The following is a 15,693-nucleotide window of genomic DNA, read 5'->3' as shown; positions in this document are numbered from 1 at the left end:
GAACTAGTTCCAAAATTGAAACTGCAATATCTTGAATACTCATCACGAGAAGGGGAGGATGTGACCGGTGTTAGTCATAATACCTGTCTATCCCAAGCACCATACCCCTGTGAGCTAGTGGATAACTTGCCCAGTCTGACCAACCAATGGCAGACAGTAACCCAGTCCAATGGGGTGGCGCCGGATAGATATGCTGATTAAGCGAGAGGGCCCGCTTAGGCCCAAAACGGCACAAGTTAAAGGGGTGAGGACCGCAATCAAGTAAGTGAAGAGTGTTGACGCAACTGATGAATCGTGAGAATTTGACGTTGGTCCCCAGGGACTTGCGTGTGGATGAAAGGAAGCGTTTATAACGAACAAATCTGATCACCAGCCATAGAGCTAGTGGGCGGGTTTCTAAGTCATAAAACGAATTCAAGCACGGTAAATAGGCGTCAAAAGTTTGTGGGCAGGGCATTATACACAATCTTTTGACATTTTTTTGTATTTTCCGTTTGGATTCAATTAGATTTAATGTAAGATAATGTTGAATTATGTAAGTGAAGCAAGCGTAAGAGATTTTTAGTAAGATACAGTCCAGACGCCCTCGGGGCGGTCTAAGACGCACTTGTCATAAGCTCTATGCTACTCACTACCAGCGAAGGCTAGATAATCGCTAGGAGGGTAACAATGACAACGATTAATGATATTGCAAAATTAGCAGGTGTTGCCAAAAGTACGGTTTCTAGACATTTGAACGGGGGTTCTGTCAGCCGGAAAACAGCTGCCAAGATTGAGGCAGTCATCAAGCAAACCGGCTATGTACCTAATTCTTTTGCCCAAAGCTTGAAAGCCAAGGAGAGCCGTATGATTGGCGTGATCATACCGCGGCTTGATAGTTTTTCAGCCAACTGTATCCTGAGTGAAATTGACGAAGTTTTCCGTCAGCACAACTATCAGGTTTTAATTATTAATTCTAATTTCTCGGTCAGCCGAGAAGAAGAGGCCCTCAGAACCTTCCAAGTTAATAAGATGGACGGGGTCATCTTCCTCATGTCCCACACCGACAACCGGATTATTGAACTGCTTGAGAATGTCCAGGTGCCAATCGTGACCATTGGTCAAGAATTCTTGGACGAGAATACCATTTTCTACGACGAGGAGAGTGCGGGCCGCCAGCTGGCCGACTACCTCTATGCCATGGGCCATCGGGATATGGACTTCTTGACGGTGACTACGACTGACCCCGCTGTGGGCATTAAGCGCCGAGATGCCATTAAGCAGGAATTTCTCAAATACGGTGATACCAGCTTCCGCGAGTACAGCTGTGGCTTCAACCTCATGGATGGCTACCAAGTGACGCGGGATCAAGTGCTGCTCAATAAGCCTCGCCTGATTGTGGGGGCGACCGATATTATTGCTATTGGTGCTATGCGGGCTTGCCTAGAGGCAGGCTATCAGGTGCCAGAGCAAATTAACTTTGCTGGTTTTGGCAATAATGTCCTAGGCTCTTCTATCTATCCTGGCTTGACGACGGTAGAATATCCTTATCGTCATGCCGGCTATGTTGCTACCAAGATGCTGCTAGACAGAATTCAGGGCCATGAGACAGCCACCAAACGCAAGCTCGAAACTTCCCTTGTGATTAGACAGTCGGTCACAGCTGTTTAGCCTAAATTGAAAACTAAACGATTTCATTTTCACATTTAATGATATTGACACCGGTTCTATTCCAAGTATAATAAGGCTTAGGAGAGAACCGGTTTCTTTTCTACAGGCAATTATTGTTTTAGTCTCATCTGAATGAAGGAGGAACACATATGGGATTTAAAGAAATCGCACAAGATGTTGTCAAATACCTAGGTGGTAAGGAAAACATCTCTAGCGTCGCACACTGCGCAACTCGTCTACGTGTTATGGTCAAAGACGAAGCCAAAATTGATAAGGAAGCTATCGAAAATACCGACAAGGTAATGGGTGCTTTCTTCAACTCTGGTCAATACCAAATCATCTTTGGAACCGGTACGGTTAACAAGGTCTATGAAGAAGTATCAGCCTTGGGCGTTAACGCTGTAACCAAGTCCGATCAAAAAGAAGAAGTTAAGCCACAAGGTAATATCTTACAACGTATGATTCGGACCTTCGGGGACGTCTTCGTACCAATCATCCCTGTCTTGGTGGCAACCGGTCTCTTCATGGGGGTTCGGGGTGTCCTCACTCGTCCAGAAGTGATTGGCCTCTTCGGTTTAACCGACCCTAAACAAATCGACCAAAACTTCTTACTCTATACACAAATCTTAACCGATACTGCCTTCGCCTTCTTACCAGCCTTAGTTGCTTGGTCTAGCTTCAAGGTCTTCGGTGGCAACCCTGTCTTAGGGATTGTCCTTGGTTTAATGATGGTCAACCCTGCCTTGCCTAACGCCTATGCAGTAGCAAGTGGGGATGCGCAAGCCTTAACCTTCTTCGGCTTTATCCCAGTCGTAGGTTATCAAGGGACTGTCTTACCAGCCTTCTTCGTCGGTTTAATCGGGGCTAAACTTGAAAAATGGCTCCATGACCACGTTAAGGATACCTTCGACTTGATCGTGACACCATTCTTAACCTTCTTGGTAATGTCTATTTTGGGTCTCTTCGCTATTGGGCCAGTCTTCCACTCCTTGGAAACCGTCGTACTGGATGTAACCAAGCAAATCTTGACCTTACCATTTGGTTTAGCGGGTCTCATCGTCGGTGGGGTCCAACAAATCATCGTGGTTACCGGGATTCACCACATCTTCAACTTCTTAGAATTACAATTATTGACTAACGGCGACAAGACTAACCCACTGAATGCTTACTTCACTGCTGCCATGGCAGGGCAAGCAGGGGCAACCTTCGCTGTAGGTTACAAGACAGTCAACCACAAAGTTCGTGCCTTGGCATACTCTTCAGGGATTTCCTGCTTGCTAGGGATTACTGAACCAGCCATCTTCGGGGTTAACCTCCGTTATGGTAAACCATTCGTGATGGGTCTCGTTGCCGGGGCTGCGGGTGGTTGGTTAGCAGGCCTCTTCAAATTGGCAGCGACTGGTATGTCTGTCACTGTTTTACCAGGGGTCTTACTCTACCTCAACAATATCTTTGCTTACCTCTTGGTGCTGGTAGTCAGCTTCGGGATCGGGTTCGGCTTGACCTACGCCTTCGGTTACAAAGAAGACAAACAAGCTTAAGCACAAGCATGACATATGGCAGGACGGGGCGACTCGTCCTGTTTTCATAGGTGCCAGTTGGCAGCTATGCTATAATAAAAGTAGATAAGAATCAAAAAGGAGGACCAGCCATGTCAAGCCGCAACAAAGGGCCTTACGCCCAACACTTCCACCTGACGCCTGAGCAGGGGCTACTCAATGACCCTAACGGGCTCTGCTATTTCCAGGGTTACTATCATATTTTCTATCAATATAACCCGCATGCGACCGACCACTCCACTAAATACTGGGGTCATGTCCGGACCAAGGACTTCGTGACTTATGAGCAGTTGCCGGTAGCCCTCAAGTCTGATGACTGGTTCGATAAGAACGGGGTCTATTCAGGTGGCGCCATTGTCCACGAGGATACCCTCTACCTCTTCTATACCGGTAATACCAAGGATGAGGCAGGACGCCGGACTAGCTACCAATGTATTGCCACTTCGACAGACGGCATTCATTTCACCAAATTAGGCCCTGTAACTGAGCAGTTGTCGGACTATACCGGCCATGTGCGGGATCCTAAGGTCTGGTATGATGCGTCCGTCCAAGGTTGGTGGATGTTACTGGGGACTCAGCGCTTAGATAAGACCGGCGACACCGTGGCCTTCTTCTCTAAAGACCTTAAAGACTGGGACTACCGCGGTTCTATCTTCCAATTTGATCAGCCCCTGGGCTATATGTGGGAGTGCCCGGATATGGTCTTCTTGACGGACGAGGTGACCGGTCAGGACAAGGCCGTCTTCATCTTCTCACCTCAAGGGGTCGACCCAATTGGAGATAGCTACCATAATATCTTTAACACCACTTACTTGGTCGGGACCTGGGATAGCCAGACTGGTCGCTTCCTACCGGATAATGCGGACTTTGCGGATATGCAGGAATGTGACCGGGGCTTTGAATACTATGCGCCTCAATCCTTTGTGGCGCCTGATGGCCGGGTCATCCAATACTCTTGGATGGGCATTACCTGGCCTGACCAGGAGGCCGCCATCCCAACCCGTCAGGACGACTGGATTCATCACCTGACCATTCCGCGCCACTTACGCCTAGTAAATGGCAAACTCTATCAGACGCCGATTACCGAACTGGCAGGCCTAACAGGAGCTAGCCAACTGCTGGATTGGACCTCGGCAGACTTCCGCCTAGATTTGTCGGGCCGGGCGCAAAGAGTGCAAGTGGACTTTGAGACTTTAGCAGATTGGGAACTCTTCTTAGATGATAACGTGACGGTCAAATACCAGGCCGCTCAAGGCCGTTTAAGTTTAGCTCGCTTCAACTGGCTAACCGGCTTGCAAGAATGGCGCCATATGCAGCTAGAAGAGGAGCTCAAGCACTTAGACCTTTGGCTCGATGCTAGCTCACTAGAAGTCTTTGTTAACGGTGGGCAAGTAGTTGCCTCCCTCCGTTACTTCGCCAAAGAGCCCCTGACCCGCCTAGAAGGCAAGGCCAGCGCCGGCCTCCAGGCTAAGCTAGTAGCTACTAAGTTGGCCGCTCATCAATATATATAGGAAGAAAAAGGGGCATCAGCCCCTTTTTTGTTTAGTTTTGGACACGTAATTTTGCTAACTCGTACCCTATTTATCTATGTAATAGATAAATAGGGGAGCTAAGTTTACTAGCCAGCAAATCCTCTCAAATAAGTCGCCCCATAGCCAGGAAACTCTCTAAGCAACCGCCGAAAACAGGGCAAAAGCTAGGAAAAGCTCCGAGCCAGTGGCCCACTCCGTCGAGTGGACCACTAGCTCCAGGGAAATCGTTGAAAACGGGCCAGAATCTAGGAAAAGTGTCGAGCTAGTGGCCCACTTTAAAGAGTGGACCACTAGCTCCCAGGGAATCGCCGAAAACGGGCCAAAAGTCAGGAAAATCGTCGAGCCAGTGGTCCACTCCGTCGAGTGGACCACTAGCTCCTAAGGAAACTGCCAAAAACAGGGCAAAAACCAGGAAAAGCGCCGAGCCAGTGGTCCACTTTGAAGAGTAGACCACTAGCTCCCCAGCAACCCGCTCAAACCAGGGTACAATCCAGAAATCCCCCTCCAGCCAGCCACCCAAAACGGCACCGATTCCGCGCCACATAAGGGCTAGACAAGAAAATGAGCAAAAGATTAAAAAACTTTAATAAAAGCATTGTAAAATAATCCGGAGTAGTGTATACTTTTCTCATCATCATGATTTAGGAACCATATTTTAGGAGGTACACTATGAATTTTAAAAAGTTAGGAACAGCACTTTTCGCGGGTCTCTTGCTCGCATCCCCATTGGCTACTGTCTCAGCCCAAGACACCGTTAAAGTCGGCGGTAACTTCGAGCTCTCAGGGGCGGCAGCTGCTTACGGGACGCCAATGGCTAATGGTTTGAAATTAGCTGTTAAGCAATACAATGAAGAACACGGCGGCGTTAACGGCAAGAAAGTCGAAGCGCAAGTCGAAGACAACAAGTCTGATAAGACAGAAGCCGCTGCGGCTGCAACCAAATTAGTCGCTGCCGGCGTGGCAGGGATTGTAGGTCCTGCAACTACCGGGGATGCCTTAGCAGAAATTCCAGTCGCTAACGACGGCAAAACACCAGCTATCTTCCCTGCTGCAACTGGTAACGGGATTACCCTCGACTCTGCAGGCAAAGTCTACGACTACATCTACCGTGTCTGCTTCGAAGACTCCTTCCAAGGGGTGGCTGCTGCCAACTACTTAGCGGATACTCAAGGTTACAAGAAAGTGGTTCTCTTGGTTGACCAAGCTAACGACTACTCACAAGGTTTGGCTGATAGCTTCGTTAAGCAATTTGAAGCTAAAGGCGGGACCATCGTAGCCAAAGAATCTTACCAAACTAACGATACTGACTTCTTAACTGTCTTGACTAACATCTCTACTCAAGACTTCGACGCCCTCTACGTACCAGGTTACTATACTGAAGCTGGTTTGATCATCAAGCAAGCGCGTGAACTCGGGATCGACAAGCCAATCGTTGGTGGTGACGGTTTTGCTAACGACACCTTGGTTGAATTAGCAGGTAAAGACAACCTTAACAACGTCTTCTATACTTCTCACTACTCTGACAAGAGTGAAGACCCAGCAGTTAAGAAATTCGTAGAAGCCTATGAAAAAGAATACGGCAAGAAGCCAGATACTTTCGCAGCTCTCGCTTACGATGCGACTAACGTGCTCTTGCAAGCTATCAAGGATGCAGGCTCAACTGACCCACAAGAAGTTAACAAAGCCTTGGCTAAAATCAAAGACTTCAAAGGGGTAACCGGGACCTTCTCATTTGACGAAAAACACAACCCAGTGAAGACAGCGGTAATGCTCCACTTCGAAAAAGGTGAAGTTACCGAAGCTGTGAACGTGTCAGCTGAGTAATCGACAGCAGACTCCCTCATGCTAGTGTCGTATTGTTGCTTGGACATCCAGTCATAGCACAATACGACCTTTTTCATGAGGAAGTATGGCGCCTTAGCCTTAGGACTGCTATACTTAATTTATAGCCATCATACATAGAAAGGAGCTTATGCCTATGAACCTCCAGTGGTTCTTACAACAACTTTTTAACGGCTTGTCGACGGGGAGTATCTACGCCTTGATCGCCTTGGGTTATACCATGGTCTATGGGACCATCCGCTTGATTAACTTCGCCCACGGGGACATCCTCATGATGGGGGCCTTCTTCGGTTTCTATCTGGTTAATGTCCAGGGCATGGACTTCTACTTATCCTTAGCTTTAACCATGGTCTTCACCTCCGTTTTAGGGGTGACCATTGAACGGGTAGCCTACAAGCCCCTACGTAAATCGACTCGGGTAGCCGCCCTTATCACCGCGATTGGGGTCTCCTTCCTCTTAGAAAATGCCATGATCTATTTCTTCGGTCCGGAAGTCAAGGCTTACCCAACTAGCTTTACGACCACCACCTTCAAAGTTATGGGAGCGGTCATTAACTCCAAACAAATCTTAATCTTCGTGACCACTATCCTCTTAATGGTAGCTCTACAATTTATTGTTAAGTACACCAAGATGGGGAAAGCCATGCGGGCGGTTGCGGTCGATGAAGAAGCAGCTCAACTCATGGGGATTAACGTTGACGCGGTGATTTCCTTTACCTTCGCGCTAGGGTCTGCCCTGGCAGGGGTAGCCGGCGTCCTCTACGGACTCTACTCCAACCAAATGGCTGCCACCATGGGTCTGACGCCAGGGCTTAAGGCCTTCGTTGCTGCCGTTGTCGGTGGGATTGGCTCCATTCCGGGGGCCATGGTCGGGGGTTACCTAATCGGTCTCTTGGAGACCTTCGTCTCCGCCTTCGGGGGCTCTGCCTTCAAGGATGCGGCCGTATATGCCCTCTTAATTGTTATCTTGCTCGTCTTGCCGGCAGGTCTCTTCGGTAAGAACGTCAAAGAGAAAGTGTAGGTGAAGCCACATGCAACGATTCCATCAACGCAACTTCGTTTGGTTGACGGCAGCCCTCTTGGGTTATGGCCTCTTGTGGCTCTTAACGTCGACTAACTTAATCGATTCCTACTACCAAATTACCTTAATCAAAATTATGATTGATGTCATCTATGCCATCGGGCTCAACCTCGTCTTAGGGGTAGCCGGCCAGTTCTCACTGGGGCATGCAGCCTTTATCGCTGTGGGGGCTTACTCAGGTGCCATCTTCGCAACACGTCATGCAGACCTAGGGGGTCTCTGGACGGGGATGCTAGTCGGTGCGGTTGTGGCTGCTGTCTTGGCTGTCTTAGTCGGGATTCCAACCTTGCGCCTACGCGGGGACTACTTGGCCATTGCCACACTGGGTGTTTCTGAAATCATCCGGGTCGTCATCACCAACTACAAGACCCTGACCAACGGGCCTCAAGGGATTAACGCCATTCCTAAAGTGGCAACCTGGCCATTAGTTTACTTCTTCATGGTTGTGACCACTATCTTGATTCTCAACTACTTCTACTCCAGTGCGGGCCGGGCAACCTATGCCATCGAGCAAGATGAGATTGCCGCAGAGTCCATGGGGGTTAACGTGACTAAGTACAAGGTGATCGCCTTCGTCTTAGGTGCCATTACTGCCGCTATCGGCGGTGCCCTCTATGCTGGTAACATCGGGGTCGTCACCCCAGGGGACTTCACCTTCAACAAGTCCATTGATGTCCTCATTATCGTCGTATTCGGCGGGATTGGGAGTTTCACCGGTTCCTTCGTGGCAGCTGTGGTCTTAGGGATTCTCAACACCCTCTTACAACCTTATGGGCAGCTTCGTATGGTCATCTATGCCATCGCCCTCATCCTAATCATGATCTTCAGACCGGGTGGTCTCCTAGGAACCTGGGAATTACGTCTAGGCTCCCTCTTAACCAAGAATAAAGCGAAGAAAGGAGCAGTCTAATGGCCTTATTAGAAGTCAATCAACTTACTAAAAACTTTGGCGGTTTGGCAGCCGTGTCCAACGTCTCCCTCAAGTTAGAAGAGCAAGAGCTTGTAGGCCTTATCGGTCCTAACGGGGCCGGCAAGACCACCTTCTTCAACCTCTTAACGGGCGTCTACGAGCCAACAGAAGGGACTGTCACCCTATCAACCGCTGATGGGGTCAAGACCTTGAACGGCATGGCACCTTATAAGATTAACCAACTAGGCTTGGCGCGGACCTTCCAAAATATCCGCCTCTTCAAAGACCAAAGCGTCTTGGAGAACGTCATGGTAGCCATGCACGGGCACAATCATGATGCCATCTGGTCCAGCATTTTCCGGACCAAGGCCTACTATGAGACAGAAGCTAAGATGAAGGCTAAAGCCTTAGAACTCTTGGAAATCTTCGACCTAGCTCAATACGCTCAAGACAAGGCTAAGAACTTGGCCTACGGTCAACAACGCCGTCTGGAAATCGTCCGGGCCCTGGCCACCGAACCTAAGATCCTCTTCTTAGACGAGCCAGCAGCCGGCATGAACCCAGCGGAAACCGCTGAGTTAACCGCCCTAATTGAACAGATTCGCCAACAATTTGGCTTAACCATCGTCTTGATCGAACACGATATGGCCCTGGTTATGGAAATCTGCCAACGCATCTATGTCTTGGAATACGGCCGACTCTTGGCCCAAGGCACGCCAGAAGAAATTCGTCAGAACCCAGATGTTATCCGGGCCTACCTAGGAGGTGACGCCTAATGTTACGTGTTGAGAACTTAGCCGTCAACTACGGCATGATTAATGCAGTCCGTGGCGTTAACTTCGAGGTTAACCAAGGGGAGATTGTCTCCCTGATTGGGGCCAATGGGGCTGGTAAATCGACCATCCTACGGACTGTCTCCGGTTTGATTAAGCCCGCTTCAGGGACTCTGACCTATGAAGGCCAGAACATTACCAAAACCAACGCCCAGAAGATTGTCCAACTGGGGATTTCCCACGTGCCAGAAGGCCGTCACGTCTTCAAAGGCCTGTCTGTCCGCGAAAACTTGGAAATGGGTGCCTTCTTACGCAAGGACCGCGCCAATATCGAAGAAGATATTCAAGCAGTTTATGACCGCTTCCCAGTCTTGGGCGAGCGTCAGAAGCAGGATGCTTCCACCCTATCAGGTGGGGAGCAACAGATGCTAGCCATGGGACGGGCCCTTATGTCCAAGCCTAAGCTCCTCTTGTTGGATGAGCCATCCATGGGCTTGGCGCCAATCTTCATCCAAGAAATCTTCAACATTATTCAACAGATTCAAGCTCAAGGGACCACCGTCCTCTTGATTGAACAAAATGCCAAGATGGCCCTGTCCATTGCGAGTCGGGGTTACGTCTTGGAAACCGGTAAGATCGTTCTGAGCGGGACCGGCCAAGAGCTCCTCGAGAGCGATGCCGTCCAAAAAGCATACTTAGGAGGTTAAGCAAATGTACGTTAAAAACTATATGTCAACCGACTTGGTGACCATCACGCCAGATACCACTGTCATTAAGGCGCTGGACTTGATGCGCCAACACGACATTCACCGTTTGCCAGTCGTAGTCAAAGGCCAATTGGTAGGGCTCTTAACAGAGTCTGTCATTGCCAAGAACTCACCTTCTACCGCGACCAGCCTGAGCGTGCATGAACTCAACTACTTGCTCAACAAGACGACTGCGGCAGACATTATGATTCGTCGCGTCATTACCACCAGCCCAGATGCCCTCTTGGAACAAGCCGCTTCCGAGATGCGCAATATGGACGTCGGTGTCCTGGTTGTCATGGACCACGCTCAATTAGTGGGGATTATCACTGACAAGGACATCTTCGAAGCCTTCATTGACATCAATGGCTACTACACCCCAGGGACTCGTTTCGTGGTAGAAGTAGTCGATGACAAGGCAGGGATTCTAGAGGACATCGGTGAGACAACTGCTAAGCATAACTGGAGCATCACCCAAATGAACGTCTACCACTTGGACGACAAGACCAATGTGGTGGTTCACGTGGATACTCAAGATTCTGAGGAAGTCGCGCGCGTCTTCCAAGAAAAAGGCTACAAAGTGTCTGGTGTCTTCGTGAAGCCGGAATAAATTTAATAGATGGAGGCTAAGAATTTCTTAGCCTCTTTTGCTTTGTATAGAAGAAAAATAGTTAAGCAAAGCGCACAAAATGGGGACTGCCTACTATTGTAAAAGCCTTTTCAAAGGACTATAATGAAGTTGTAGCTAGAAGCCGGACTCATTAGTAGATGCCTAATCAGAGAAGGGGAGAGGTGAGCGAATATGAGAACCTTTAGAAAAGTCCTATGGGCCCTAGTGGTGGCTCAGCTCTTGTTTACGCTTGTCTGTTACCTAGTGATTGCGCCTCAGCCAGTCGGCTTATTTAGTGTGGATGCGCTCAGTTCAAACTACCGGCTCTTCTTAGAGCCCTTTGCTGTCTTCTCTTGTGGCCTAGGTTTGAGTTGGTTGGCCAGATGCTATCGACACAGGAAGGGGATCAAAGCCACCTTCCCGAGACTAGTGCCCTTTGAGACCTATTTGTTGCTGGGCATGTTGGTCTATTGCCTCTTTATGTCCTTCCTAGTTCTAGATCATAGCGGCATCATGAAGATGCTGCAGGGTTAATTAAAGCATAATGGAAGTGTTGCTAGGAAGAAGGTTTGGCGGATAGTTAGAATTAATATCTTTATTATCATCATACCGAGGGTGGCAGGCGTTAGAAGAGAGATTATTTGTTGAAATACCAGTTTATTTTAAAGAGTTACCTTATTTCTTCCTTAAGCACCGCAATTGCATTCTTACATCAACTTGCATATAATATAGAGGTAACACAAGGGGTGCCGCGACTGCGGCTGAGATGGGGCTTTGCCTCGGACCCTCATAACCTGATGAAGTTAATACTTACGTAGGGATGTGGCAAGTTGAATCTGATTGATGGACTCATCCTGCGCGTCATGCCGGGATGGGTCTTTTTGATCGAGTCCAAACGCAAGTGGGTGTTACGTATTCTCAATAGAAAGGAGACGGTAACCATTAAACAGAGAGTGCATCGCTGGTTTGAATCAAGTGTGGCTTGGCTGACAGGCTTAGGACTCCTGGCCTTATGGGAAGTGACGGCTCGACTGGGTATGCTACCGCGTTTTATCATTCCGGCTCCGTCGGCGGTTCTGGCGGCTATCTGGCAAGATGCCCCTAACCTCTGGCGCAATAGTCGGGTAACCCTAATCCAGGCCTTTATTGGGCTGGGCATTGGGATTGTCTTGGCCTTTATTCTGGCGGTCATCATGGACCGCTTCAAATGGGTCCACCGGGCCCTCTACCCACTCTTAATCGTATCTCAGACTGTGCCGACGGTGGCTATTGCGCCGATTTTGGTCTTGGCCCTGGGCTATGAGATGACGCCTAAGATTGTCTTAGTCGTCTTAACCACGATTTTTCCTATTATCATGAGTATCTTAAGTGGCTTCGCCCATTGTGACCAGGATGCCTTGCAGTTGCTGAACATGATGGGAGCCAGTCATTGGCAGACCTTGCGCTATGTTAAGATACCGACCAGCCTACATTTCTTCTTTTCCGGGCTGAAGGTCAGTGTCTCATACGCCTTCGTGAGTTCGGTTGTGGCGGAATGGCTAGGGGGATTCGAGGGTTTGGGCGTCTACATGATTCAGACCAAGAAGGCCTTCGCCTACGACAAGATGTTCGCGGTCATTTTCCTCATTTCAGCACTGAGTTTGATTTTCATGGGCCTAGTTGCCTTAATTGAACGACTAGCCTTGCCTTGGCGCTCAAGCAAGGCCCCCCATATTTCCTAAGATTAGAGGAGTGACACACACATGCAAAAATGGATGAAAAAATTCGCGGCCCTGCTTGCCGGCCTATCTTTGGCTGGGACCACACTACCAAGCGTAGCCGCTCAAACAGGTGATGACAACAAGGTAGACCTGATTCTAGACTGGGTACCTAACACCAACCATACCGGGCTTTACGTCGCCCAAGCCAAGGGCTACTTCAAGGAAGTGGGCGTGGAAGTCGACATCAAACGGCCACCAGAAGGCTCAACCACTGAATTAGTGGGGTTAGGTAAGGCGGCCTTCGGAATTGCCTTCCAAGATTCTTTGGCTAAGCGATTTGCGGGTGGCTTGCCAGTAACGGCGGTAGCGGCTATTATTGAACACAACACGTCCGGTATTATTGCTAAGGAAGAAGCCGGCATCAAGGATCCTAAGGGCTTAGAAGGCCACAAGTACGGCACTTGGAATGACCCAATTGAGTTGAAGATGATGGAATACATGACTAAGAAGGCCGGCGGGGACTTCTCCAAGGCTAGCCTAGTGCCAAATGACGGCGACAATTCCATTATCGGTTTGGCTAATAACCAATTCGATGCAGCCTGGGTTTACTATGCCTGGGACGGGATTTTGGCAGGCTTCCAGAAGGTGTCCACCACCTTCTTCCAAATTCGGGACATCGCGCCAGAATTGGACTTCTACTCACCAGTTATTATTGCCAACAACGATTACCTCAAAGCCCACCCAGATCAAGCTAAGAAGGTCTTGGCAGCCATCAAGAAGGGCTACCAATATGCTATGGAACATCCAGAAGAAGCGGCCGACATTCTGATTGAAGCGGCCCCAGAATTGAAGGACCAACGTGATTTCGTCGTGGCTTCCCAAAAATGGTTGAGCGAGCGTTACGCTAGCGATCCAGCCAAATGGGGCCAGTTCGATCCAGCTCGTTGGAATGCCTTCTATCAATGGCTCTACGACAACAAACTGGTCGAAAGCGACCTAACTAAGGGCCAATACTTTAGCAATGAATATTTAGGAGCGGAGTAAGGTGCTAGAAATTCGGGACTTAGCCTACGGCTACGACCAGCAAATGGTCATCCAAGATGTGAATCTTCAGGTGGCAGCGGGCCAAACCGTGGCTATCCTGGGTCGAAGCGGGGTCGGTAAGACCACCCTCTTTAATTTAATTGCCGGTATCTTGCCGGTCCAATCGGGCTCTATCAGCTTGGGGGGACAGCCTCTGGAACCCGGTCAGGTCAGCTACATGCTGCAAAAGGACATGCTTTTCGAGCACCTGACCCTAGTAGACAATGTGGCCCTGCCCCTAGTGGTGTCTGGTGTCAAGAAGTCCCAGGCCCGCGCTGAGGCCAAGCAGCTACTGGAAGAATTCAAGCTAGCGACTTGGGCCCAACACTATCCTAAGTCCCTGTCAGGGGGGATGCGCCAGCGGGCAGCCTTCCTGCGGACTGCCTGCTTCAAGCGTCAATGGGTCCTCTTGGATGAGGCCTTTGGTGCCTTGGACGCGGTGACCCGACGCCAGCTGCATCAGTGGTTCCTTCAATACAAGCAGCAGATGGGCTGGTCAACCTTGCTCATCACCCACGATGTGGATGAAGCCCTGATCTTGTCTGACAAGGTCTATGTTATGGGCGGCAAGCCAGGGACCCTGCAAGCTGTCCACGACATTCAACTGGATAAGTCAGACTTTGAAGCCATTGGCTTTAGTCCAGAATTTCTTCATTACAAACGCCAACTACTCGATGATTTAGCCAAAGGAGTGCTGCCAGAAGATGCCCTTATTTAAGCAAGATGCGACTTACTATGCGCAAGAAGTCAAGGCCGGTCGTTTGACGGCCAGCCAATTGGTGGACTGGGCCCTCGAAAATATCCAGGCCCTCAATCCTAGCCTACATGCAGTGGCCCATGTCCAAGCCGAGAGTGCGCGGGCCCAAGCCCAGGCGCATGACCAGCTCTGGAGTCAGTTGTCAGAGTTAGAACGTCAGGAATTACCTGCCTTCTTTGGGGTGCCTATTCTACTCAAGGACTTGGGCCAACTCCAAGCTGGTGAGCCTTCCTATGCGGGCGCCCAGCTTATGGCCGACTATGTAGCCAACCAGACTTCTTATTTCGTAGAACGCATCCAGGCTTTGGGCTTTATCGTGGTAGGCCGGACCAATGTGCCGGAATTTGGCTTTAAGAATATTAGCGATGCCCAGTTTACCGGAGCAGTCAGCTATCCTGGGGATCTAACCCGTAACGCGGGTGGGTCCAGTGGTGGGGCGGCGGCTGCGCTCAAGGCTGGTATGGTGCCAATCGTCACGGCTAGTGACGGCGGGGGTTCTATCCGGATTCCCGCCAGCTTCTGTGGCCTGATTGGCCTCAAGCCTTCCCGTGGCCGGGTGCCAGTTGGCCCAGATGGCTACCGGGGCTGGCAGGGGGCATCGGTACATTTTGCTTTAACCAAGTCGGTCCGGGATACCTGGACCTTATTGGAGGGGCTGCAGGTGGAACAGTGGGCCGCACCTTACATGGTGCCGCGCTTAAGTCCTGGGCCCCTGACCTTGCCTCAGCGTCCGCTCAGAATCGCCTATCTGCTGGATTCGCCCCTAACACCTCAAGTTCGCTTAGATGTGGCTAACTTGTTGCGCCAGACGGTAGAACGATTGGCAGGCATGGGTCATGAGCTCGTCGCAGTTGACTTCCCAGTGGATGTCATAGCGGCGGCGCGTGATTATACCACCATGAATGCTGTTGAGACGGTTGCCATGATGCGAGGATTTGAGGCTAGTCTGGGTCGTGCCTTGACGCCAGACGATATGGAGCCAATGACCTGGGGCATCTACCAGGCCGGCTTGCCTTGGGATGCTGCCGATTACAGCCAGCTGCTGGGCCGTTGGGATCAGCTAGCGGCTGATTTGGAGAATTTCTTCCAGGACTATGATATACTTTTGACGCCTGGGACCAACGGGCCGGCGCCCCTGCATGGGAGCTTTGCGGCTTCGGCGGAGATGGCTCAGCGCCTCTTGAATCAGGAGGGCTTAGCCAAAGAAGCTCGCACCGATCTCATTATGGAGCGTTGGCAGGATAGTTGGGCTTACACGCCTTGGACCTTCCTCCAGAACCTGGCTGGTCAACCGGCCATCATGTTGCCTCTGGGCAAATCGTCAGAAGGCCTTCCACTGGGTGTCCAGCTATGGGCCGGCAAGGGCCAGGAACGGGTCCTCTGCCAGTTGGCGGCTGCCTTTGAAGCAGCAGGTGTCCTAGAGACAGAAATTATCGAATAGACAGCACCG

14 protein-coding genes, 1 pseudogene and 1 riboswitch are annotated in these 15,693 nt (G+C 50.1%); all 15 genes and pseudogenes read left to right on the top strand.

The genetic code is table 11. The annotated features are described in order from the left end of the window. The first annotated feature begins 60 nt into the window (after positions 1-60). The 15 genes and pseudogenes from V7R82_RS08860 (at position 61) to V7R82_RS08790 (ending at position 15,684) form a co-directional block, all read left to right on the top strand. A complete protein-coding gene (locus tag V7R82_RS08860; RefSeq protein ID WP_291454238.1) occupies positions 61-201 on the top strand; it encodes a hypothetical protein in 141 nt (46 codons plus the stop codon). A 468-nt stretch (positions 202-669) separates the two neighbouring features. Further along, positions 670-1,650: a LacI family DNA-binding transcriptional regulator gene (locus V7R82_RS08855; protein WP_338542610.1), complete on the top strand. Its 981-nt coding sequence runs from the start codon at positions 670-672 to the stop codon at positions 1,648-1,650. Positions 1,651-1,799: 149 nt separating this feature from the next. Further along, positions 1,800-3,176, top strand: a pseudogene (locus tag V7R82_RS08850) (sucrose-specific PTS transporter subunit IIBC); the annotation flags it as partial. A 125-nt stretch (positions 3,177-3,301) separates the two neighbouring features. Further along, positions 3,302-4,720 carry a glycoside hydrolase family 32 protein gene (locus tag V7R82_RS08845; protein WP_338542608.1) on the top strand — a complete coding sequence of 473 codons (1,419 nt, stop codon included), beginning with the start codon at positions 3,302-3,304 and terminating at the stop codon, positions 4,718-4,720. Positions 4,721-5,410: 690 nt separating this feature from the next. Next, positions 5,411-6,565: an ABC transporter substrate-binding protein gene (locus V7R82_RS08840; protein WP_314760529.1), complete on the top strand. Its 1,155-nt coding sequence runs from the start codon at positions 5,411-5,413 to the stop codon at positions 6,563-6,565. A gap of 154 nt (positions 6,566-6,719) precedes the next feature. Beyond that, a complete protein-coding gene (locus V7R82_RS08835; RefSeq protein WP_070756319.1) occupies positions 6,720-7,604 on the top strand; it encodes a branched-chain amino acid ABC transporter permease in 885 nt (294 codons plus the stop codon). A gap of 10 nt (positions 7,605-7,614) precedes the next feature. Further along, a complete protein-coding gene (locus V7R82_RS08830; RefSeq protein ID WP_023391422.1) occupies positions 7,615-8,574 on the top strand; it encodes a branched-chain amino acid ABC transporter permease in 960 nt (319 codons plus the stop codon). Continuing rightward, positions 8,574-9,350, top strand: a complete 777-nt coding sequence (locus V7R82_RS08825) for an ABC transporter ATP-binding protein (protein WP_023391421.1) — start codon at positions 8,574-8,576, stop codon at positions 9,348-9,350. The genes V7R82_RS08830 and V7R82_RS08825 overlap by 1 nt, the downstream gene beginning before the upstream one ends. After that, entirely contained in the window at positions 9,350-10,054 is a 705-nt protein-coding gene (locus V7R82_RS08820; RefSeq protein WP_338542605.1) for an ABC transporter ATP-binding protein, read from the top strand. The genes V7R82_RS08825 and V7R82_RS08820 overlap by 1 nt, the downstream gene beginning before the upstream one ends. Before the next feature lie 4 nt (positions 10,055-10,058). Beyond that, positions 10,059-10,703 carry a CBS domain-containing protein gene (locus tag V7R82_RS08815; RefSeq protein ID WP_070756322.1) on the top strand — a complete coding sequence of 215 codons (645 nt, stop codon included), beginning with the start codon at positions 10,059-10,061 and terminating at the stop codon, positions 10,701-10,703. Positions 10,704-10,895: 192 nt separating this feature from the next. Next, entirely contained in the window at positions 10,896-11,237 is a 342-nt protein-coding gene (locus V7R82_RS08810; protein WP_338542603.1) for a hypothetical protein, read from the top strand. A gap of 198 nt (positions 11,238-11,435) precedes the next feature. Further along, positions 11,436-11,541: riboswitch (TPP riboswitch) on the top strand. Further along, positions 11,534-12,424: an ABC transporter permease gene (locus V7R82_RS08805; RefSeq protein ID WP_314237257.1), complete on the top strand. Its 891-nt coding sequence runs from the start codon at positions 11,534-11,536 to the stop codon at positions 12,422-12,424. (Overlaps the previous riboswitch by 8 nt.) A 21-nt stretch (positions 12,425-12,445) precedes the next feature. Further along, positions 12,446-13,447, top strand: coding sequence for an ABC transporter substrate-binding protein (locus V7R82_RS08800; RefSeq protein ID WP_306486250.1), 1,002 nt, complete (start codon positions 12,446-12,448; stop codon positions 13,445-13,447). Between the two features lie 43 nt (positions 13,448-13,490). Continuing rightward, a complete protein-coding gene (locus tag V7R82_RS08795; protein ID WP_314237264.1) occupies positions 13,491-14,204 on the top strand; it encodes an ABC transporter ATP-binding protein in 714 nt (237 codons plus the stop codon). After that, complete coding sequence (locus tag V7R82_RS08790; RefSeq protein WP_314237256.1) at positions 14,191-15,684, top strand: amidase; 1,494 nt, start codon at positions 14,191-14,193, stop codon at positions 15,682-15,684. The genes V7R82_RS08795 and V7R82_RS08790 overlap by 14 nt, the downstream gene beginning before the upstream one ends. The last annotated feature ends 9 nt before the right edge of the window (positions 15,685-15,693 follow it).

The organism is Abiotrophia defectiva ATCC 49176, assembly GCF_037041345.1.
Classification (GTDB): Bacteria; Bacillota; Bacilli; order Lactobacillales; family Aerococcaceae; genus Abiotrophia.
Note: the sequence above shows the minus strand (reverse complement) of the source record. Positions and strands in the feature narration are given on the sequence as shown.